The 18,757-nt window shown below is 74.2% G+C and carries 16 protein-coding genes; 4 read left to right on the top strand and 12 right to left on the bottom strand.

Going from position 1 to position 18,757, the window contains the following annotated elements:
• Nucleotides 1-151 precede the first annotated feature (151 nt).
• From ACFV9J_RS22620 to ACFV9J_RS22590, 7 genes are all read right to left on the bottom strand, one after another.
• Nucleotides 152-1,156 carry a twin-arginine translocation signal domain-containing protein gene (locus ACFV9J_RS22620; RefSeq protein WP_385356637.1) on the bottom strand — a complete coding sequence of 335 codons (1,005 nt, stop codon included), beginning with the start codon at nt 1,154-1,156 and terminating at the stop codon, nt 152-154.
• A 42-nt stretch (nt 1,157-1,198) separates the two neighbouring features.
• Entirely contained in the window at nt 1,199-2,479 is a 1,281-nt protein-coding gene (locus tag ACFV9J_RS22615; protein WP_361002252.1) for a TRAP transporter large permease subunit, read from the bottom strand.
• Between the two features lie 3 nt (nt 2,480-2,482).
• Nucleotides 2,483-3,121 (bottom strand): hypothetical protein, encoded by a 639-nt coding sequence (locus tag ACFV9J_RS22610; protein ID WP_385356636.1) that lies wholly within the window; start codon nt 3,119-3,121, stop codon nt 2,483-2,485.
• Nucleotides 3,118-5,247 (bottom strand): hydantoinase/oxoprolinase family protein, encoded by a 2,130-nt coding sequence (locus ACFV9J_RS22605; protein ID WP_385356635.1) that lies wholly within the window; start codon nt 5,245-5,247, stop codon nt 3,118-3,120. Before ACFV9J_RS22605 ends, ACFV9J_RS22610 begins: the two co-directional genes overlap by 4 nt.
• Nucleotides 5,248-5,347: 100 nt before the next feature.
• Nucleotides 5,348-6,946: an FAD-dependent oxidoreductase gene (locus ACFV9J_RS22600; RefSeq protein ID WP_385356633.1), complete on the bottom strand. Its 1,599-nt coding sequence runs from the start codon at nt 6,944-6,946 to the stop codon at nt 5,348-5,350.
• Nucleotides 6,947-6,993: 47 nt separating this feature from the next.
• A complete protein-coding gene (locus ACFV9J_RS22595) occupies nt 6,994-8,016 on the bottom strand; it encodes a LacI family DNA-binding transcriptional regulator (RefSeq protein ID WP_385356632.1) in 1,023 nt (340 codons plus the stop codon).
• A gap of 249 nt (nt 8,017-8,265) precedes the next feature.
• Nucleotides 8,266-8,787, bottom strand: a complete 522-nt coding sequence (locus ACFV9J_RS22590; protein ID WP_385356631.1) for a GNAT family N-acetyltransferase — start codon at nt 8,785-8,787, stop codon at nt 8,266-8,268.
• Between the two features lie 328 nt (nt 8,788-9,115).
• Here ACFV9J_RS22590 and ACFV9J_RS22585 point away from each other — a divergent pair, with 328 nt between their 5' ends.
• Together ACFV9J_RS22585 and ACFV9J_RS22580 are read left to right on the top strand one after the other, a co-directional pair.
• On the top strand, nt 9,116-9,700 hold the full coding sequence (locus tag ACFV9J_RS22585; RefSeq protein WP_361002269.1) for a sigma-70 family RNA polymerase sigma factor: 585 nt from the start codon (nt 9,116-9,118) through the stop codon (nt 9,698-9,700).
• Nucleotides 9,700-10,452 (top strand): anti-sigma factor domain-containing protein, encoded by a 753-nt coding sequence (locus ACFV9J_RS22580; protein WP_385356630.1) that lies wholly within the window; start codon nt 9,700-9,702, stop codon nt 10,450-10,452. Before ACFV9J_RS22585 ends, ACFV9J_RS22580 begins: the two co-directional genes overlap by 1 nt.
• 40 nt (nt 10,453-10,492) lie before the next feature.
• Here ACFV9J_RS22580 and ACFV9J_RS22575 read toward each other — a convergent pair whose 3' ends face one another.
• From ACFV9J_RS22575 to ACFV9J_RS22555, 5 genes are read right to left on the bottom strand one after another with little or no spacing between them, the layout of a single operon-like run.
• On the bottom strand, nt 10,493-11,314 hold the full coding sequence (locus ACFV9J_RS22575) for a DUF1295 domain-containing protein (protein ID WP_385356629.1): 822 nt from the start codon (nt 11,312-11,314) through the stop codon (nt 10,493-10,495).
• Entirely contained in the window at nt 11,311-12,621 is a 1,311-nt protein-coding gene (locus ACFV9J_RS22570; protein WP_385356628.1) for a class I SAM-dependent methyltransferase, read from the bottom strand. Before ACFV9J_RS22570 ends, ACFV9J_RS22575 begins: the two co-directional genes overlap by 4 nt.
• Entirely contained in the window at nt 12,618-13,904 is a 1,287-nt protein-coding gene (locus ACFV9J_RS22565) for a class I SAM-dependent methyltransferase (RefSeq protein ID WP_385356627.1), read from the bottom strand. Before ACFV9J_RS22565 ends, ACFV9J_RS22570 begins: the two co-directional genes overlap by 4 nt.
• Nucleotides 13,901-14,644, bottom strand: coding sequence for a DUF1365 domain-containing protein (locus ACFV9J_RS22560; protein ID WP_385356626.1), 744 nt, complete (start codon nt 14,642-14,644; stop codon nt 13,901-13,903). The genes ACFV9J_RS22565 and ACFV9J_RS22560 overlap by 4 nt, the downstream gene beginning before the upstream one ends.
• Nucleotides 14,641-15,921 carry an NAD(P)/FAD-dependent oxidoreductase gene (locus ACFV9J_RS22555; protein ID WP_385356625.1) on the bottom strand — a complete coding sequence of 427 codons (1,281 nt, stop codon included), beginning with the start codon at nt 15,919-15,921 and terminating at the stop codon, nt 14,641-14,643. Before ACFV9J_RS22555 ends, ACFV9J_RS22560 begins: the two co-directional genes overlap by 4 nt.
• Before the next feature lie 175 nt (nt 15,922-16,096).
• Here ACFV9J_RS22555 and ACFV9J_RS22550 point away from each other — a divergent pair, with 175 nt between their 5' ends.
• Together ACFV9J_RS22550 and ACFV9J_RS22545 are read left to right on the top strand one after the other, a co-directional pair.
• Nucleotides 16,097-16,858, top strand: a complete 762-nt coding sequence (locus ACFV9J_RS22550; protein WP_385356624.1) for an alpha/beta fold hydrolase — start codon at nt 16,097-16,099, stop codon at nt 16,856-16,858.
• A gap of 205 nt (nt 16,859-17,063) precedes the next feature.
• Nucleotides 17,064-18,698, top strand: coding sequence for an ABC-F family ATP-binding cassette domain-containing protein (locus tag ACFV9J_RS22545; protein ID WP_385356623.1), 1,635 nt, complete (start codon nt 17,064-17,066; stop codon nt 18,696-18,698).
• The last annotated feature ends 59 nt before the right edge of the window (nt 18,699-18,757 follow it).

Below are 18,757 nucleotides of genomic sequence, written 5' to 3'. Positions count from 1 at the left end.
GGGGGGGGGCCCGGGGGGGGGGGGGCCCCCCCCGGCCCCCCCCGCACCGCCCCCGGGGCGGGCCCCGGGGGCCCCCCGCGTCCCCCCCGGGGGGGCCGCCCGTCCGATCCGGACGGGCGGCCCCGCTGCCGTGTGCGGCGGTGTGCCGGGGTCAGCCGCGGGCCATGGCGATCGAACCCGCCAGCCGCTCCCCCGCCTCGTAGATCATGTACGGGACCCCGCGGTCGGTGCCGAAGGACGGGGATGCCGCGCGTCCGTTCTCCGGCGCCGAGGAGCGGGAGTTGTAGAAGACGCCGAGGTGCCTGCGGAGCGAGAAATCGTTGCCGACCTCGGTGATCATCAGGTCGCCGCCGCTCTCCTTGTCCTTGTTGTAGACGACGTACGTGCTGTTGTCCCGGTGCAGCAGGTGCGGGCCGCCGACGTTGACCGCGCCGACGTCGCCGTGGCGCACCAGGGGTTCCTGGGCGAACGTCCAGGTGCGGCCGTCGGCGGACCAGCCCCAGCCGATGTCACGGTGGTTGGTGGTGTTGTTGACCATGAAGACCATGACGTAGTGCGCGCCGCGCGAGGGCAGTTCGTGGGGGAAGACCCGGGCGTAGGAGGTCTCGGTGGTGCCGGACGGCAGCATCGAGGTGTTCAGCACGACCTTGTCGTAGGTGAAGTGGATGCCGTCGGTGGAGCGGGCGAGCCTGGTCGTGGTGTTCTCGCCGTGGAAGTACAGCCACATCTCCTTCCGCCCGGCGTGCCACATCACGTGCGGCGAGGAGACGTGGCTGACGGAGTAGTGCGGCGACCACCTGTTGGAGACGATCGGGTTGTGCGGGTACTCCGTGAAGGGTCCTTCCAGGGAGTCTCCGTAGGCCAGGCAGATGCCGCCGGGGGCGTCGTGCGGGGCGTAGTAGAGGTGGTAGCGGCCCAGCCGGCCCTTCGCGGGCAGCCGGTCGTAGACGCCGCGGACGGTCGGGAAGATGATCTCGCCGGTGGGGTTGTAGGCGAGCTGGGACGGGGTGAGCAGGGTGCGGACGTAGGTGTAGTCGGGAAATCCGCCGGGTGCGGCGGAGGCGGTGGGCACGGCGGTGGCGCCCAGCGCGAGGGCGGCGCCGGTGGCGGCCGTGCCCTTCAGGAACAGACGGCGGTCGAGGTGCGGCTCGTGCATGTCGTCTCCTGGGTGAGGGGGGATGTCACACGTACGGATGTGTCACAGGTACAGGGCGGCGGTGACGCACATGCCGCCGAGGGCGACCAGCCACACGTAGGGCAGGGTGCGGACCATGACCTGCTGCGGGCTGACGCCCGCGTACTGCGCGGCCCACACGGTCTGCGTGCTGGTGGGGTCGGCGACGCCGAAGACCTGGTTGTACGAGGTGGCCATGCCGAGGACGGCGACGGCCGGGTAGATGCCGGTGGCGATGAGGACGCCCGCGATGCCCGCGCCGAGCCCGAACACGTTGAGCGGGCCGCGGTACAGGCACAGCGGCACCAACACGGTGAAGACGACGACGAACAGCACCGGGTTCTGCGGGCTGACCGCCTTCATCAGCGGCTCCAGCGCGTCCACCGCGCCGGGGAGTTTGACGGCGGCGAGCAGGATGCCGATCGCCACGAACAGGGCGAGCGGCGGCGCGGCCACCTCGAAGCCGCCGTACAGGGTGCGCAGCAGCCGCTTGTTCATCTCACCGGGCCGGGTGGTGGTGACCAGCGCGTAGAGCACGCCGGCCAGCATCGAGGGGATGATGGCCACTTCCAGGCCGAGGGCCAGGACCAGCGGGATCACCGGGGCGAGCAGCGCGTACCAGGGTGCGTCGCCGAGGCGTTCGCGGCGCGAGGACGGGCGGGCGGAGACCGACTTGAGGGACCAGGCGTGCTCGGTGCCGCGCCGCCGGTTCTCGATGACGACGTAGGCGACGGCGGCGACCAGGGCGAACGGGAACAGCTTCACCATGAAGCCGCGGACGGTGTCGACCGGCAGGTCGAGCGCGGTGGAGAAGAACTGCCAGACGGGCAGCTCGAAGGGGACACCGACCGCGATGCCCATCAGCACCGTGCCCGCGGCGGTCACCTTGGGCACGCCGACCGCGACCATCGCGGGGATGCCGATGATCCCGGCCAGCATCGCGGCCGGCGCGGAGCCGGTGACGGTGCCGACGAGCGCCGAGACGGCGAGGACGCCGAGGGCGACGACGGTGGGCCGGTCGCCGCCGAACTCGACGATCTTGCGGACGAGGGTGCCGGCGATGCCGGTCTCGTCGAGCAGCTTGCCGAGCCAGGAGCCGAGGATGATGGCGACCATCGTCGCCGCGAGCGCCGGGGCGCCCTCCTGGAGCACCGTGTCCAGGACGCTGTTCTTGCCCGTCAGGGGCGCACCGGAGAGGAAGGCGATGACCACGGCCAGCAGCACCAGCGCGAAGGCGGTGGGCAGCTTGCGGGTGAGCATCGCGGCGACGCCGGCCGCCATGACGAGGAGGATGACGACACCCATGGGTCAGTTCTCTCTTCTTGCGTCACGTGCGGGTGGTGGGTTGCTCCCGTTCGCGGAGCCGGACTGGGTCCCGGCCTCGGTCTCGGCGGCCAGGGCGGCGGTCAGCAGCAGGGGGCTGCGGCCGAGTCCGCAGACGGTGCGGGCGTAGGCGTGCGCGGCCACCTCCTCGGCCCCGGCGACGTGGCCGGGGACGCGCAGCCGGCCCAGGCGCAGGGCGCTGTGGCCGAGGGCGCGCTTCAGGGCGGCCTTCGCGGGCCCGTGGTGGAGGTGGACGTGCACCGCCTCGTGGGCGAGGGCGGCCGCCCGCACGGACCCGGGCGGGTACCAGGCGCGCCAGCCGCGGGCGTCGACGACCCGTTCGGCGAGGTCGATGGTGTCCGTGTACAGCTCGACGGTGGGCGGTCTGGAGGTGTACCGGGCCAGCAGCCCGAGTTCCAGGCCGCCGTCGCGCTCCACGATCCGCGCCCGGCACGCGACGGGCGCGAGGGCGGCGCCGAAGGCGTCGGCCGCCCGCGCCCACCGGCGCAGCAGCTCCGGGTCGCGGTGCTCGTGGGTCGGGGTGGCGGCCAGCAGCCGCACCGCCCACCCGATGTCGTCGGTGGCGGCGAGGCCGTCCGTCACCAGGGCCTGTGACACGCTCATTCGCGCACCTCCAGTACGGCGACCACCGGTTCGTCGGCGGCGCGGGAGCGCAGTTCGCTGCGGGCGAGGGCCAGCAGTGGCTGCGGGTCCAGGACGCCGGAGAGGTCGGCGATGCGGGAGCCGAGCAGCAGCCGTACGGCGGGGGCGCGGACGCCTCCGTCGCCGTAGGAGGTGTTCTCGGTGACCAGCTTGGCGAGCACCTCGGGGGCGGCGGCGACGGTGGTCGCCTCGACCCGGGCGTCCGGCGCGTGGTGGCGGACGACCCCGTCGGCGTCGACGACCCGCACCGGATGGCGGACGGGCCGGAAGCGGCGGTGGACCTCGGTGCCGTACACGGTGTGGGCGGGGGTGCCCGCGAGGACGTGCACCTTCGACGGGTCGGTCTTGAGGCTGGTGGCGGCCAGTCGCAGGCGCTCGGCGTCGTCGGCGCGGTGGGACCGGTCCTGGGTGCGCAGTTCGGTGGCGCCGGTGGCGATGGCGCGTACGACGTTGGTCTGCGGGTCGACGGTGACCTCGACCTCGACGCCGTCGGCGGCGGCGCCCTGTTCGACCACGGCGCGCTCGGCCTCGGCGCGGACGGCGAGGATCTGCTCCTGGGTGGCGCCCGGCACGATCCGCTCGACCTGTTCGCGGACCAGGGCGAGGGCGACGCCGATGGGGCTGATGACCTCGTTGTGCTGTGCGATGCGGCCGGTCATGTCGGTGCGGGCGGCCAGGTGCGGGGTGACCGAGGCGGCGCCGCCGCCCCCGCCGACCAGGACGGCGGTGTCGGTGTCGAGGCGGTACTCGCGTACCAGGTCGTCCACGACGGACTTCACCTGGTCGGTGCCCGCGTCCAGGAGCCGGGCGGCCGCGGTGTCCACGTCGGTGCCGAGGGCGGCGGCGAGCGGGGCCAGCGCGGCGCGGGCGGTGTCCGGGTCGGCGTGGGCGAAGTCGCCCTCGGGGACCCGGCCGAGCGCGTTGGCGGCGCAGGTCATGGTGAGGGCGAACCGGCCGCCGGCCGCGTCGAGGACGGCGTAGTCGGCGGGGTCTCCGGGCAGCGGGCTGATGGTGGTCAGCTTGGCGTCCCGCAGGTCGGCCGGGTCGGCGTAACAGGCGTACGGCAGCCCGGCGATGTGCGCGCTGCGCGGTCCGGTGCCGGTGACCCGGCCGCCGGAGACGCGGACCATGGAGCCGCCGCCGACGCCGACGGTGCGGACGTCGAGGGCGTTGAGGTAGGAGGTCTGCCCGAGCAGCACGGCGTGCCGTACCGCGACCTTGCCGCGCTTGACGACGCTGATGTCGGTGGAGGTGCCGCCGGTCTCCAGGAACACGCCCTCGCTGACGCGTTCCTGCATGAGCGCGCCGGCGACCCCGGCGGCCGGACCGGACAGCACGGTCAGCAGGGGCCTGCGGCGCATCTCGTCCAGGGACATCACTCCGCCGTCGCAGCGCATCACCATCAGCGGGGCGGTGACGCCCGCCTTGGTGATGGAGGCGTCGACGAGGTCGGCGGTGGCCAGCATGCGCGGCAGGATCGCCGCGTTGACGACGGCGGTGCGGGTGCGTTTGCGCAGCCCGTACAGGGAGGTGATCTCGTGCGCGGCGGTGGTGGGCAGGCCGGTGGCGCGGGCCGCCTGCGCGACCGCCTCCTCGCCCTCGGGCCGGTCGACGCCGAAGGGTTCGCTGGCGACCAGCGCCTGGGCTCCGGCGGCGGTGAGCTGTTCGACGGCGGCTTGTACGGCGGGGGCGTTCTCGGGGTCGGGCACGTGCGCGTAGTGCAGCGGCAGCCGCTTGCCGGGGGTGAGTTCGAGCTTGGCGAGGGTGGCGAGCCTGCGGGTGAAGTACGTCCCGGCGCCGGTGCCGATGCCGAGCAGGCCGACGGTGGCGACGTCGCCCTCCAGCAGGGCGTTGGTAGCCTGGGTCGTGCCGTGTGCCAGGAAGGCCACGTCGGCGGGTGCGTGTCCGGTCTGCGTCAGCAGCCGGTCGAGCGCCTCGACGATGCCGTGCGCGACACCGTCCTCGTGATGGTGGCTCGTGGGGACCTTCACCTGGCCCACGAGCCGGAGCGTCGTGGCGTCGACCGCCACGGCGTCGGTGAAGGTTCCGCCCACGTCGATGCCGACGCGGATGCGGTGGGTGGTCATGTCCGGGCACCTCCTTGTGCTGGGTCGGTCCACGCGCGGGCGGTCACCGGGCGGGGCAGGTGGTGCTGCCCCGCCCGACTCCCGTCCCGCGCGGGGTCGTTCAGTAGCCCCTGACGTCGGGCCAGTGACGCTGTACGCCGTCGTGGTCGAGCACCCTGGCGAACTCCTCGAACCTCTTGTCCTCGGCCTGCACCTGGTGCGGCTCGACGTCCTCGGCGAGGCAGTGGGCGGCGAGGGCTCCGGCGACCTCGCCGACGTTCCACTCCACCGGGTGCAGGCGGTAGCAGCCGTTGGTGATGTGGGTGGTGCCCAGGTTCTTGCCGGCCGGCAGCAGGTTGCGCACCCGGCGCGGGACGAGCGCGCCGAGCGGGATCTCGAAGGGGACGGAGCCGATGTCGACGTAGCCGTCGCCGCCGGTGGAGGGGTGCAGGTCGATGCGGTAGTTGCCGACGCCCACGGAGTCGCGGTGGCGGGTGCGGCCGTAGGGGCCGAGCAGGTCGATGGAGACGTCGTGCTCGGTGACGGTGGTGACGGCCTTGATCCGGCGGGACTCGCGGACGTAGGCCGCCTTGGCGAGGCCGTCGGCGGTGCCGGTCACGTCGGGGCGCGGGCGCAGTCCGGGGAAGCCGGTGCCCCCGTCGGTGCGGGGCGCCTCGGTCTGCAGCCAGTAGAGCACCGACAGGGACAACTGCCGTGCCTCGCGCAGGGCTTCGGCCTCCTGGCCGATGTAGGGCTTGAGCCAGTAGTCGTTGAGCGGCCAGTTGACGAGGGTGATGTCGGAGTCGAAGGCGCCGTCGGTGTGCAGCTTGCGGGCGAGGATGCGGCGGAAGCCCCACAGTTCCTTGTCGCCCGCGTCCGCGCTCTGGTCGGCGCTGACGGCCAGCGGGTCGAGGTCGGGGTTGGGTTCGAAGGTGCGCGGCACCGGTTCCAGGGTGCGCGGGTCGGGGGCCTCGAAGCCGAGCAGCGGTCCCGGCCAGAAGTCGGGCTTGTAGTCACGCCAGAAGTCGTAGTCGGCGGGGCGGTCGACCGTGTGGTCCTCGCCCTCGTGGTGGGAGAGGGCGAAGCAGACCGTGATGCCCTGCTGGTTGCCCGGCTGGGCCTGGTCGGGGGCGTGCGGTTCGTCGAACTCGGCCCGGGACTCGGCGCCGTTGACGTGCTCGACGCCGGCGAGGTGGAGCAGTTCGCCGGTCTCGGTGGCGTCCAGGACGTAGCGGGCGGGGACGGTGCGTCGGGTGCCGTCGCGGAGGTTCTCCAGGGTGACGGCGCGTACGACATCGTTGTCGGCCTCGGCGGCCACCGGCCGGTGCTCGGTGAGGACGGTGAGGCGTCCGGCCGCCCGGTGCGGGGCGAGCATGCCCTCCAGTACGGCGAGCGCGACGCGCGGCTCGTGGCAGAGCTTGCTGACCCGGCCCGCGCCGGGGTTGAGGTCGGTGAGGGCGGCGGCCTCGGCGCGCAGGGGGTACCACTGGCGGTAGTACTGCCGGATGCCCTCGCGCAGGCGCCGGTAGGTGGCGGTGGTGCCGAACTGTTCGACCCACGGGTGTTCGTCGGGCGGCACGGCCTGGCTGGTGAGCTGGCCGCCGATCCAGTCCGTCTCCTCGGTCAGGACGACACTGCGGCCGGCCCGGCAGGCTGCGAGGGCCGCGGCGACGCCGCCGAGGCCGCCGCCGACGACGAGGATGTCGGGTTCCGGTATCACGCTGCTGCTCCTTGGGTGGTGCGGTCGGTTCTGTGGGTGGGGTGGGTTCAGGGGACGGCCGGGGGGCCGGCGGTCGCGCCCGCTCTGAAGGCGCAGGCGACGAGGGTGCCCTCGGCCGGACCGCCCGCGATACGGGTGGCGAGCAGCCGTACGGCCTCCGCGCCGAGCGCCGGGCGCGGGATGTCGAAGCCCATCGGCGCCGGTCCGTCGGCGAGGTCGGCGGGCGGGCTGCCGAGCAGCGCGAGGGACACCTGGCCGGGGCAGTCGAGGCCCGCCGCGTCGACGGCGGCGCGCAGCGCCCGCCAGGCGGCGCCGGTGTCGGTCTCCTCGGCGACGAAGGCGGTGACGCCGTCGGCCACCCAGGCGCGGACCCGGTCGGCGGTGAGGTCTCCGCGCGGGTCGCCGGAGCGGAAGACGGCGTCGGGTCCGGCGGGCAGGCCGCTCGCCGCGAGCCCGTCCAGGAAGCCGCGTTCACGGTCGGTGGAGGCGGGCGCGTCGTCGTCCTCGCGGACGAGGAGGACGCGCCGGTGACCGAGCCCGGCGAGCGCGGTGACGACCTCGCGGCTGGCGCTGACGTAGTCCGCGCCCACCCAGGCGAGGCCCTCCGGCTCGTCGCGGCGGCCGACGTGGACGACGGGGAAGTCGTCGGCGACCAGCCGGCGCAGTTCGTCCGCGGGGGCGTGGCGGCCCAGGAAGAGGCAGCCGTCCGCCAGCCGTACGCGGTTGAGGGCGCCCGCACCGCCGGCGCCCGCTCCCCCGGTGCTCGACCCGGTGAACAGGACCAGGTCGTAGCCCTGCGCCGCGGCTTCCTGCTCCACGCCGACGAGGAACGGGTAGTACGAGTGCCGGACGTCGGTCGGGAACGTCGCGGTGAAGCTGAAGACGCCGAGCAGGTTGTTGCGCGCGGCGGCGAGCCGGCTGGCCGCCGGGTCGGGGACGTAGCCGAGGCTGTGGGCGGCGTCCAGGACCTTGGCGCGGGTCTCCGCCGAGATCGGCCGGCCGGTCGCGAGGTCGCGCCCGGACAGCACCAGGGACACCGTCGCCTGCGAGACGCCGGCGAGCCTGGCCACCTCCGCCTGCCTCGGCCGGGCCCGCCGGCCGGCCGGCGCGGGGGCCCTCCCCGGCCTCGCCCGCCCTGCGGCTTCCTTCGCCACCACCGCTCCTCTCCGTCGCTCCGTCGCTCAAAGCTTGTTAATGCGCATTACCTAATGCGCATTAACAAGCAATGTGAAGGACCGCGGGCGTCGGGTCAAGGGGTTGCGCCGAGAAAAGGCCGCGTGGCGGCGGGAGAAGCTCCCACCGCCACGCGGAGTGTCGGTTCAGATGCCGAACGGCGCGGCGTACCGGACGGTTCCGGCGGGCAGCGGGTGGGCGGCGTCCAGGGTGAGGGCCATCAGGGCCTCGTCCGGGACGTCGATGCTCAGCCCGATGCCGTGGGCGGAGGCCCTGCCGAAGCCGAAGCGGGGGTAGTACTCCGGGTGCCCGAGGACGACGACGTGGTGCTCGCCGAGACGCTCGGCAGCGACGAGCGCGGCCCGGACCGCGGCCGCACCGGCGCCGCTGTTCTGGTGCTCGGGCCGGACCGCGACGGGCGCCAGGCACAGAGCCGGACCGTCCCCGATGTGGCAACGGGTCAGCAGGGCGTGCCCCACGGGCCGGTCGGTGTCGTCCACCGCGACGAGGGACAGACCCTCGATCCACGCCCCGGCATCGGCGCGCAGCGCGTCGACGAGGGCGGCTTCCTCCGGCGTGGGGAAGGCGGCCCGGACGATGTCACGGATGACGGGGACGTCGGCGCCGGTCTCGGCGCGGGTGTTCCAGGAAGAACGGGAAGAGGACATGGCGGGATGAGAATCCGTTTCTGGGGTTGCGTTCGTGGGAGGCGGGGTCAGGCCGCCGGTCGGGACGCGTGGGAGACCGCGAGGGACATCCGGGCATCGCGAAGGACGGCGTCGAGCACGGTCATCAACCTCACCTCCCTGTCTTCCCGCTCCTCAGGAGCCCGATCGAACGCGAACGTGGTCAGTGTACCCGTGTCGCCCGTGGGAGGGTGTGCGTCGGACGAGGTCACCGCGGCTTCGCGTGGCCCGCGACCAATCCGCGGGCCGCGCGGCCCCGGATTACGCGGGGACATCCCCGCCCGTCGCGCATTCTTTTGGAGCAACCGTCGTGAAGGAAGCCGTACACATCGGCAGAAATCCATCGTCCCAGCCCGATCTGCAGCAGCTGATCCGGGAGGTGGCCCTGGGCGATCAGGACTCCTTCGCCGCCGTGTACGACGCGGTGGCGGGGTCCGTGCTCGGGGTCGTCCGGGCGGTGCTGCGCGACCAGGCGCAGTCGGAGGAGGTCGCGCAGGAGGTGCTGGTGGAGGTGTGGCGCACGGCGCCCCGCTACCGTCCGGAGCGCGGCACGGTGATCAACTGGGTCCTGACCCTGGCCCACCGGCGGGCCGTGGACCGGGTGCGGTCGGTGGAGGCCGCCGCGGCCCGCGACCACAAGGCGGCGCTGCTCGACCGGACTCCCGAGTACGACGAGGTGACCGAGCAGGTGGAGACCCGCCTGGAGCGGGAGCAGGTGCGGCGCTGTCTGCGCACCCTGACCGACATCCAGCGCCAGTCCGTGACCCTCGCCTACTACCGCGGCCTGACCTACCGGCAGGTGGCCGAGGCGCTCGCGCTGCCGCTCGGCACGGTCAAGACGCGGCTGCGCGACGGTCTCATCCGGCTCCGTGACTGCCTGGGGGTGAGCGCGTGATGCGCACCGAGGACCTGCACAGCCTGACGGGCGCCTACGCCCTGCACGCGCTGCCCGACGACGAGCGGGAGGCCTTCGAGCGCCATCTGGCGGGCTGCGCCACCTGCGAGCAGGAGGCCCGGGAGTTCGCCGCCGCGACGGCCCGGCTGGGGCTGGCCGCGACGGTCACTCCCGCCGCCGCGCTCAAGGACCGGGTGCTGCACCGCGTCACCACGGTGCGCCAGGTCCCGCCGGGCGGTGGCACGGCGGAGAGGACGCGCCGCGTCGTGCCCCGGGGGCGCGGCCTGGCCCGGTGGGCGCTGGCGGCCTGCGTGGCAGCCGCGGCGGGGCTCGGCGGCACGGCGGTGTGGCAGTACGAGCGGGCCCAGGACGCCGGGCAGCGCGCCGCGCAGGCCGAGCGGCGGGCCGAGACCCTCGCCGGGGTGCTCGCCGCACCGGACGCCGAGTCCCGCACGGCGCGACTGGCGGACGGGGCGAGCGGGACGCTGGTCGTCTCCGAACGCCAGGACCGGGCGGTCTTCCTGGCCTCCGGCATGGCCGAGCCGCCGCGGGGCAGGGTGTACCAGCTCTGGTTCGACGACCACGGCACGATGCGCTCGGCGGGCCTGATGGATCCCGGCAGCACCAGTCAGGCGGTGCTGATGGACGGCGCCGTCGACGGGGCGGCGGGTGTGGGCATCACGGTCGAGCCGGCCGGCGGTTCGAAGCAGCCGACCTCCGACCCGATCGCGCTGCTGAGCATGCCGGCGTGACGGGGTGGGGGCCGCGGCCCCCACCCCCGCGGGCCGAGTCCTACGCGGACCGGGACCGGCGCGGCGGACGTGGGAAGAAGCCGCTGGTGCGCGCCGCGTACTCGGCCCAACCCGGCCGGTCCGCCATGTGCCGCTCCAGCAGCCGCTTCCCGCTGCCGCCGATCAGCAGGCAGGTCATCACCAGCGGGGAGACGACGGACACCGCGGCGGCCGCGGGGCCCGCGTCGCAGGCGATCAGGAACAGGCCCCACCAGACGCAGAAGTCGCCGAAGTAGTTGGGGTGCCGGGTCCAGCTCCACAGTCCGCGGTCCATGATGCGGCCGCGGTGGGCTGGGTCGGCCTTGAACCGGGCCAACTGGGCGTCCCCCACGGCCTCGAAGACCAGCCCGACCGCCCACACGACCGCTCCGGCCCAGGCCAGGGCCGACAGCGCCCCGGACCCGTACGACGCGGCCTGCACCGGCAGCGACACCAGCCACACCAGGGCGCCCTGGAGCAGGTAGACCATGCGCAGGGCGTAGAGGTTCCGGTTGCCGCGGGCCTTGGCGAGCATCGCCTCGTAGCGCGGGTCCTCGCCGTGGCCCCGGCCGCGCCGGGCGATGTGCGCGGCCAGCCGCAGGCACCATACGACGGTCAGGGCCGCCACCAGCGTCCGGCGCCCCGCGTCGCCCTGCCCGGACGTCGCCGCGACCGCGCAGGTCACGACGGCGACGGCGGCGAAGCCGAGCCCCCAGGCCACGTCCACCACCCGGTGGACGCCCTTGCGTACGGCGACGGCGAAGGTGGCCAGCATGACGGCGAAGGCGGCCGCCGCGGCCCAGCCGAGTCCGACGGCGAACGCGCCCCACGGGAAGCCGTTCACGGGCGGTCCAGCCGCTCGTACCACTCCCCCGGCGTGGCGGGCATGCCGCTGACGCCCTCGGCGGTGGGCCGGACGCTCAGGATCTGGTCGACGCCCATGCGACGCTGCTCGAAGGCGAGCGCGCCGCCCACCAGGTAGAGCCGCCACACCCGGGCCCTCTCCTCGCCGACCAGCGCGACGAACTCGTCCCAGCGCTCCTCCAGGGTGCGCTCCCAGGCCATGACCGTGCGGACGTAGTGCTCGCGCAGGGACTCCACGTGGCGCACTTCGAGACCGGCGTCCTCCAGGAGCCGTACCGTCTCGCCGAGCGGCCGCATGTGCATGTCGGGGGCGATGTACGCCTCGATGAAGGCGCCTCCGCCGGGAGCGTTGCGGCCCCGGGACATCTGCTGCACGAGGACGCGTCCCCCGGGGCGGACCCTGCGGTGCAGCGCGGCGGCGAAGGCCGGGTACTCGGCGTCCCCGACGTGCTCGCCCATCTCGACGGAGGAGACGGCGTCGTAGTCGCCGCCCGTGATGTCGCGGTAGTCCTGGCAGATGACCTCCACCCGGTCCTCCAGGCCGCGCTCCCGCACCTGTTCGCGGACGTGTGCCGCCTGTTCCTTGGCGAGGGTGACGGCGGTGACCTTCGCCTTGTGCCGTTCGGCCGCGTAGAGGGTGAGTGAGCCCCAGCCGCAGCCGATGTCGAGCAGGCGGGAGCCGGCGGTGAGGCCGAGTTTGCGGCAGATCAGCTCCAGCTTGGCGTGCTGGGCGTCGGCGGCGTTCGCGTCGGTGTACTCGTCCGCCCACACTCCGCACGAGTAGGCCATGGTCTCGTCGAGGAGGCGGCGGTAGAAGTCGTTGGACAGGTCGTAGTGGTGGCTGATGGCGGCACGGTCGCGGGACTTGGTGTGCAGGCCGCCGCGCAGCCGGGCCTGCGAGTCCGGCGTCGCGGGGCGCGGGCCGACGGCGCCGAGGCGGACGGCGGTGCCCGCCGCGCGGGCCCGGTCGGCGAGGGAGAGGCGGGGCGGGTGCGGCCGGCGTTCGCGGGTGGCCGCCCACATCCGGCGCAGGCCGTCGGCCAGGTCGCCGTCGACGTCCAGTTCGCGGGTGACGTAGGCCTGCGCCAGGCCCAGTTCGCCGGGTTGCCACAGCAGGCGGCGCAGGGCGCGCCGGGAGCGGACGACGACCACGGGGCCCTCGGCGGGGCCGGTCTCGGTGCCGTCCCAGGCGCGCAGCCGGACGGGAAGGGGGCCGCCGAGCGCGTCCTCGACGAGCGCGGCGAGCCGGTGCGCGGCGCCGGTCCTGGTGGTGCGGACGGTACTCATCGGGCGGGGTGCTCCTTGGTGAACAGGTACTGCTGGACGTCGAGGTAGGCGGCGCGGAAGCCCGCCTCGGAGTAGGCGAGGTAGAAGGTCCACAGGCGGCGGAAGGTCTCGTCGAAGCCGAGGGCCTCGACCTCGTCGGCGCGCTCGGTGAACCGCTCGCGCCACAGCCGCAGCGTCTCGGCGTAGTGGGCGCCGTAGTCGTCGCGGCGGGCGACGCACAGGCCGGTGTGGTCGCGGACCGTCGCCTCGATGGCCTCGGTGGAGGGGATCAGACCGCCGGGGAAGACGTACTTCTGGATCCAGGTGTGGGTGTGGCGGGCGGCGAGCATGCGCTCGTGCGGCATGGTGATGGCCTGGAGGGCGGCCCGGCCGCCGGGGGCGAGGCGCTCGTCGAGGGTGCGGAAGTAGACCGGCCAGAACTCGGCGCCGACGGCCTCTATCATCTCGACGCTGACGACGGCGTCGTAGGTGCCCCGCTCCTCGCGGTAGTCGCGCAGTTCGACGCGGATCCGGTCGGCGAGGCCCGCCTCGCGGGCGCGTTCGAGGGCGCGGTCGCGCTGTTCGCGGGAGAGGGTGAGGGAGGTGACGTGGGCGCCGCGGGCGGCGGCGCGCAGGGCGAGTTCGCCCCAGCCGGTGCCGATCTCCAGGAGGCGGGTGCCGTCGCCGGCCTCGGCCAGGTCCAGCAACCGATCGATCTTGCGCTGCTGGGCGGCCGCGAGGGACTCGCGGCGGGCCGGGAAGGCGGGGAAGACGGCCGAGGAGTAGCTGAGGGTGTCGTCGAGGAAGAGGGCGAACAGATCGTTGGACAGGTCGTAGTGGCTGCTGATGTTGTCCCGGGCGCCCTCAGGGGTGTTGCGGCGGGCGGCGGGCCGGCGCTGGTGCCACAGGCCGCGCAGCCGCTGGAGCGGGGCGGGGACCAGGTCGGCCACGTGGGCGGCGAGCACGGTGAGGGCGCCCACCAGGTCGGGGGCGTCCCACTCACCGGCCATGTAGGACTCGCCGAGGCCGATGAGGCCCTGGGCGCCGATCCGCCCGTGGAAGGCGTCGGGGTCGTGGACCTCCACCAGCGGACCGCCGAGCCCGACGGTCTCGCCGTCGGCGAACCTGACCCGCAGCGGCAGCCGGTGCAGGGCGCGGCGCACGACGGCGGCGGCGGTGGCCCGGCGGGCCCACGGGGCCCGGGGCGGGGCGGCGACGTCGGGCCAGCGGCGCGGGTCCACCGGGGTGCCGCGGCCTCCTGGGACGGGGGTGGCGGCTGCGGGGCGGGGATGGGTTGCGGTCATGATGCCTTCTCCGTGGTGCGGTGACTCGGGCGCGGCCGGACGGGCAGGCCGCGCAGGTAGAGGCGGATGCCGTGCCTGCGGATGCCGGCCGACACCGCGAGGGTCGACCAGGGGTGCCGCAGCACGAGCCGCAGGAGGGCGGCGGGGGTCGCCTCGCGCCGGGTGCCCCGTACGGTCGCGGTGAACGGGCGGGCGCCGGGGCGGTCCAGGCGCACCGTCAGGTCGAGGCGGCCCGCGGGCGGCGGCAGGCGCATGCGGTAGGCGCCGTCGACGGGGTTGAACGGCGAGACGTAGAACTCCTTGTCGACGTGCGCGACGCCCGCCTCGTCGGGGTCGAGCAGGTAGGCGTGGCGTTCGCCGTAGGTGTTGTGGACCTCGGCGACCACGCAGCGCGGGGTGCCGGCGGGGCCGTGGCACCAGTACAGGGTCAGCGGATTGAAGACGTGTCCGAGGACGCGGGCGTGCGTGAGCATCAGGACCCGGCCGCCCTCCAGGTCGACGCCGCGGGAGGCGAGGAACCGCTCCAGGCCCGCGCGCAGGGAGGGGGCGTCGCCGGTGAAGTGGTCACGGGCCCGGAAGCCGGCCAACGGGCTCAGCGGACGGGGGAGTTCGGGGAGGTGGTCGAGGTCGACGAGCCACATGTAGGTCCGGTGGCGCAGCGTGTACCGGATCGGGTCGAGGCGTATGTGCCCGATCTCGCACGGGTAGAGGCCGGGGCGTGCCGTCGGGTCGGGCGTCACCGGGCCACGCCGAGGGCCGCGGCGGCCTCCACCCCCGAACGGCAGCCGTCCTCGTGGAAGCCCCAGCCGTGGTAGGCGCCGGCGTAGGCCGTGACCGGGGTGCGCAGTTCGGGCAGGCGGCGCTGGGCGGCCACCGACTCGGGCGTGTAGACGGGGTGTTCGTAGGTCATGCGGGCCAGCACCCGGGCGGGGTCGACGCGGTCCTCGCCGCCGAGCGTGACGACGTAGGTGTCGGCGGCGTCCAGGCGCTGGAGCCGGTTCATGTCGTAGCTGACGCGGACCCGGTCGGCGCCCGCGTCGCAGGACGGCATGAGGTAGTTCCAGGAGGACCGGGCTCCGCGCGAGCGCGGCAGCAGGGCGGTGTCGGTGTGCAGGAGGGTGGCGCTGCGGGAGTACCGGAAGGCGCCGAGGACCTCCTTCTCACCGGGCGTCGGATCGGCGAGCAGCTCCAGTGCCTGGTCGGGGTGGACGGCGATCACCAGGTGGTCGTAGGTGTCGGTGGTGCCGTCGGCGGCGGTGACGTCCACTCCGTCCGCGTGCCGGGTCACCGTGCGGACCGGGGTGGCGGTGCGCACATCGGGCAGCCGCTCGGCGATCCGGTCGACGTAGGAGCGGGAGCCGCCGGTGACCGTGCGCCAGACCGGGGAGCCGCCGACGGCGAGCAGGCCGTGGTGGTGCAGGAAGCGGAACAGGTAGGCGGCCGGGTAGCGCAGGGCCGTGGCGGCGTCGCAGGACCAGACGGCGGAGACGACGGGTGTCATGAAGTGGGCGCGGAAGTACGGCGAGAAGCCCTCGCGCTCCAGGAACCCGCCGAGCGTGAGGGCCTGGTCGGCGTCCTCGGTGAGCAGCCTGCGGGCGGCGCGGTGGAAACGCGGCACCTGGGCGAGCATGCGCAGGTAGGGACCGTGCAGGGCGTTGCGTGGGCGGGCGAGCAGTCCGGCGGGGCCGCGGGCACCGGCGTACTCCAGGCCGCAGCCCTCGCACCGCACCGACATGCTCATCTCCGACTGCTGGGTGGCGACACCGAGTTCGTCGAAGAGGCGCAGCAGGTGCGGGTAGGTGCGGCGGTTGTGCACGATGAATCCCGAGTCGACCCGGTGGCCGCGGCCGTCGGACGACGTCAGGTCGTGGGTGTGGGCGTGCCCGCCGAGGCGGTCGTCGGCCTCGTACAGGGTGACGCGGTGGGCCCGGCCCAGTATGTGTGCGGCGGTCAGCCCCGCCACTCCGCTGCCGACGACGGCGGTGCGGCGTGCCCTCTCCCCTGACGCTCGCGGCATTTCCGCTGTACCTCCACCCCACTGTGATCAACACTTGCCTGGGTAATCCGGAGCCGTGGGGCGGGCGGATTGGGGGGCGTCGCGGACCGTTTCGGCGACCACCAGTCCGTGGGCGGCGCGGCAACGGATCATCCGTTGCGGGGAGAAGAAGGAAGCGGAAGGGAAAGGGGCCGGCATGGGCGCTCAGGACGATCCGTCGAGGGACAGGGCGCTGCGGGTACGGCGCCGGCCGCCCCGGACGCGCGCGGCCGTGCTGGTGCTGCACGGCGGCCGGGAGGAGAGCCGCAGCGCGGCGCGCCCCTGGCAGCTCGCGGCCCTGCGGATGCGGCCGTTCCTGCGCGCGCTGGAGGCGGCCACCGGCCGCGACGACGTCCTCCTCGGCCAGGTCCGCTACCGCAACCGCGGCTGGAACGGCGCCGCCGAGGACCCGCTGCGGGACGCCCGGCGGGCCCTCGCGGAGTTGCACGGCCTCGTCGGCGACGTACCGGTGGTGCTGCTCGGTCACTCCATGGGCGGCCGGGCGGCCCTGCGCGCGGCGGACGCCGACCCGGTACGCGGTGTGGTGGCGCTCGCGCCCTGGTGCCCGCCGGGTGAGCCCGTCGCCCAGCTCCGGGACCGGTCCCTTCTCGTGCTGCACGGCAGCCGGGACCGCGTCACCGATCCCGGCGAGTCGGCCGCGTACGTCGCCCGGGCCCGGGCTGCCGGGGCCCGGGCGGGCATGCTGCTGATGGAGCACGGCGATCACGCCATGCTGCGTCACCACGCCCGCTGGCACCGCACCGCGACCGCGGCGGTGGCCCATCTGCTCGCACCGCAAGCGGCGCCCTCCGAGCTGTTCACCCGGGCCCTCTCGGCGGCCGGGCCACCGGTTCCGCGGTCGGTGCCGCCCGCCTCGTCCGAGTCGGCACCGGGACCGGTGCGGGAGCCCGGCTGCTAGGCTGGTGGGCACGTTGATCGTGCAGCGAGGGAGTCGCGGACATGGTGGGTGACGACGACATCTCCGGGTGAGACCCGGTTCCGGTAGGCCGCAGCGGGCGTGTTTCGAGCGCCGTCGCAGTGGCCCCTTCGTCGTTCCCTTTTCCCGTTTCGCCTTTCCGGGCAGAGCTCTGTTCGCTGCCCCTCACCGCCACGAGGTCGTCTTCATGTCCGACGCCGCTGTCCGCTGCTCCGGCCTGTCCTTCTCCTGGCCCGACGACACCCCCGTCTTCCAGAATCTGTCGTTCACCGTGGGCGTGGGCCGCACCGGCCTGGTGGCCCCCAACGGTGCCGGGAAGTCCACCCTGCTCAAGCTGATCGCCGGTGAGCTGCGGCCCACCGCCGGCTCCGTCACGGTCACCGGCGTCCTCGGCCACCTGCCGCAGGCCCTGCCCCTGACGGGTGGCCTCACCGTGGCCGAGGTCCTCGGCGTCGACGCCGTGATCCGGGCCATCGACGCCGTGGAGTCCGGTGACGTGGCCGAGGAGCACTTCGCCACCATCGGTGACGACTGGGACATCGAGGAGCGCACCCGCGCCCAGCTCGACCGTCTCGGTCTCGGCGCTCTCGCCCCGGACCGGCGGCTGAGCACGCTGAGCGGTGGCCAGATCGTCTCCCTCGGACTCGCCGCCCAACTGCTGAAGCGGCCCGACGTGCTCCTCCTCGACGAGCCCACGAACAACCTCGACGCGGCGGCCCGCGGCAGGCTCCAGGAGGTGCTGATGGACTACAGCGGCTGCCTGCTGCTGGTCAGCCACGACCGGGAGCTGCTCGACCGCATGGAGCGCATCGCCGAACTCGACCGCGGTGAGCTGCGCTTCCACGGCGGCGACTTCACCGCGTACGAGGAGGCCGTCCGTGCCGAGCAGGACGTCGCCGAGAAGAACGTCCGCAACGCCGAGCAGGAGCTGAAGCGGGAGAAGCGGGAGTTGCAGCAGGCCCGCGAGCGCGCCGACCGCCGGGCGAGCAACGCCGCCCGCAACCTCAAGAACGCCGGGCTGCCCCGGATCTTCGCGGGCAACATGAAGCGCGGGGCGCAGGAGTCCGCGGGGCGGGCGGGGCAGACCCACGCCAACCGGGTCGGTGAGGCGAAGGCACGGCTGGACGAGGCGGAGCGGTCGCTGCGCGAGGAGCAGCGCATCACGCTGGACCTGCCCGAGACCCGGGTGCCGGCCGGACGCACCCTCTTCCTCGGTGAGCGGCTGCGGATCCGGCTCGGCGACCGGGACGTCTTCGGGGACCGGGGCGTCGACCTGACGGTCCGCGGCCCCGAGCGGATCGCGCTGACCGGGGCCAACGGCACGGGCAAGAGCACGCTGCTGCGCCTGGTCGACGGCGACCTGGATCCGGAGGGCGGCGACATCCGGCGCGCCGACGGGCGGGTCGCCTACCTCTCCCAGCGGCTGGACCTGCTGGACGAGGAGCGCACGGTCGCCGAGAACTTCGCCGCCCGGGCCCCGCACCGGCCGGAGGCCGAGCGGATGAACCTCCTCGCCCGCTTCCTCTTCCGGGGCGCCCGCGCCCATCTGCCCGTCGGCCTGCTCTCCGGCGGTGAGCGGCTGCGGGCCACGCTGGCCTGTGTGCTGTGCGCGCAGTCGGCGCCGCACCTGCTGCTCCTGGACGAGCCGACGAACAACCTCGACCTGGTCGGCGTGGCCCAGTTGGAGAGCGCCCTGAACTCCTACCGGGGTGCGTTCGTGGTCGTCAGTCACGACCGGCGCTTCCTGCGCGAGATCGGCGTCGACCGCTGGCTGCGGCTGACCGGCGGAGAGCTGACGGAGACGGGGGCGCCGCAGGAGTAGGTCGCCGTCGGCGGCAGGCCTCCCGGGCGCCATGGTGTCCGTTTGCGGTCGGGGGGTGC

It is taken from the genome of Streptomyces sp. NPDC059906 (assembly GCF_042730645.1).
GTDB lineage: Bacteria > Actinomycetota > Actinomycetes > Streptomycetales > Streptomycetaceae > Streptomyces > Streptomyces rubrogriseus.
The sequence above is the reverse complement of the archived record's forward strand: the minus strand, read 5'-3'. Positions and strand labels throughout refer to the sequence as shown.

Bases quoted from the DNA above. Each gene is read 5' to 3' on its own strand.
- ACFV9J_RS22610 (WP_385356636.1), bottom strand. From the start codon at position 3,121: ATGAGCGTGTCACAGGCCCTGGTGACGGACGGCCTCGCCGCCACCGAC.
- ACFV9J_RS22565 (WP_385356627.1), bottom strand. From the start codon at position 13,904: ATGACCGCAACCCATCCCCGCCCCGCAGCCGCCACCCCCGTCCCAGGA.
- ACFV9J_RS22605 (WP_385356635.1), bottom strand. From the start codon at position 5,247: ATGACCACCCACCGCATCCGCGTCGGCATCGACGTGGGCGGAACCTTC.
- ACFV9J_RS22570 (WP_385356628.1), bottom strand. From the start codon at position 12,621: ATGAGTACCGTCCGCACCACCAGGACCGGCGCCGCGCACCGGCTCGCC.
- ACFV9J_RS22555 (WP_385356625.1), bottom strand. From the start codon at position 15,921: ATGCCGCGAGCGTCAGGGGAGAGGGCACGCCGCACCGCCGTCGTCGGC.
- ACFV9J_RS22550 (WP_385356624.1), top strand. From the start codon at position 16,097: ATGGGCGCTCAGGACGATCCGTCGAGGGACAGGGCGCTGCGGGTACGG.
- ACFV9J_RS22545 (WP_385356623.1), top strand. From the start codon at position 17,064: ATGTCCGACGCCGCTGTCCGCTGCTCCGGCCTGTCCTTCTCCTGGCCC.
- ACFV9J_RS22615 (WP_361002252.1), bottom strand. From the start codon at position 2,479: ATGGGTGTCGTCATCCTCCTCGTCATGGCGGCCGGCGTCGCCGCGATG.
- ACFV9J_RS22620 (WP_385356637.1), bottom strand. From the start codon at position 1,156: ATGCACGAGCCGCACCTCGACCGCCGTCTGTTCCTGAAGGGCACGGCC.
- ACFV9J_RS22590 (WP_385356631.1), bottom strand. From the start codon at position 8,787: ATGTCCTCTTCCCGTTCTTCCTGGAACACCCGCGCCGAGACCGGCGCC.
- ACFV9J_RS22580 (WP_385356630.1), top strand. From the start codon at position 9,700: ATGCGCACCGAGGACCTGCACAGCCTGACGGGCGCCTACGCCCTGCAC.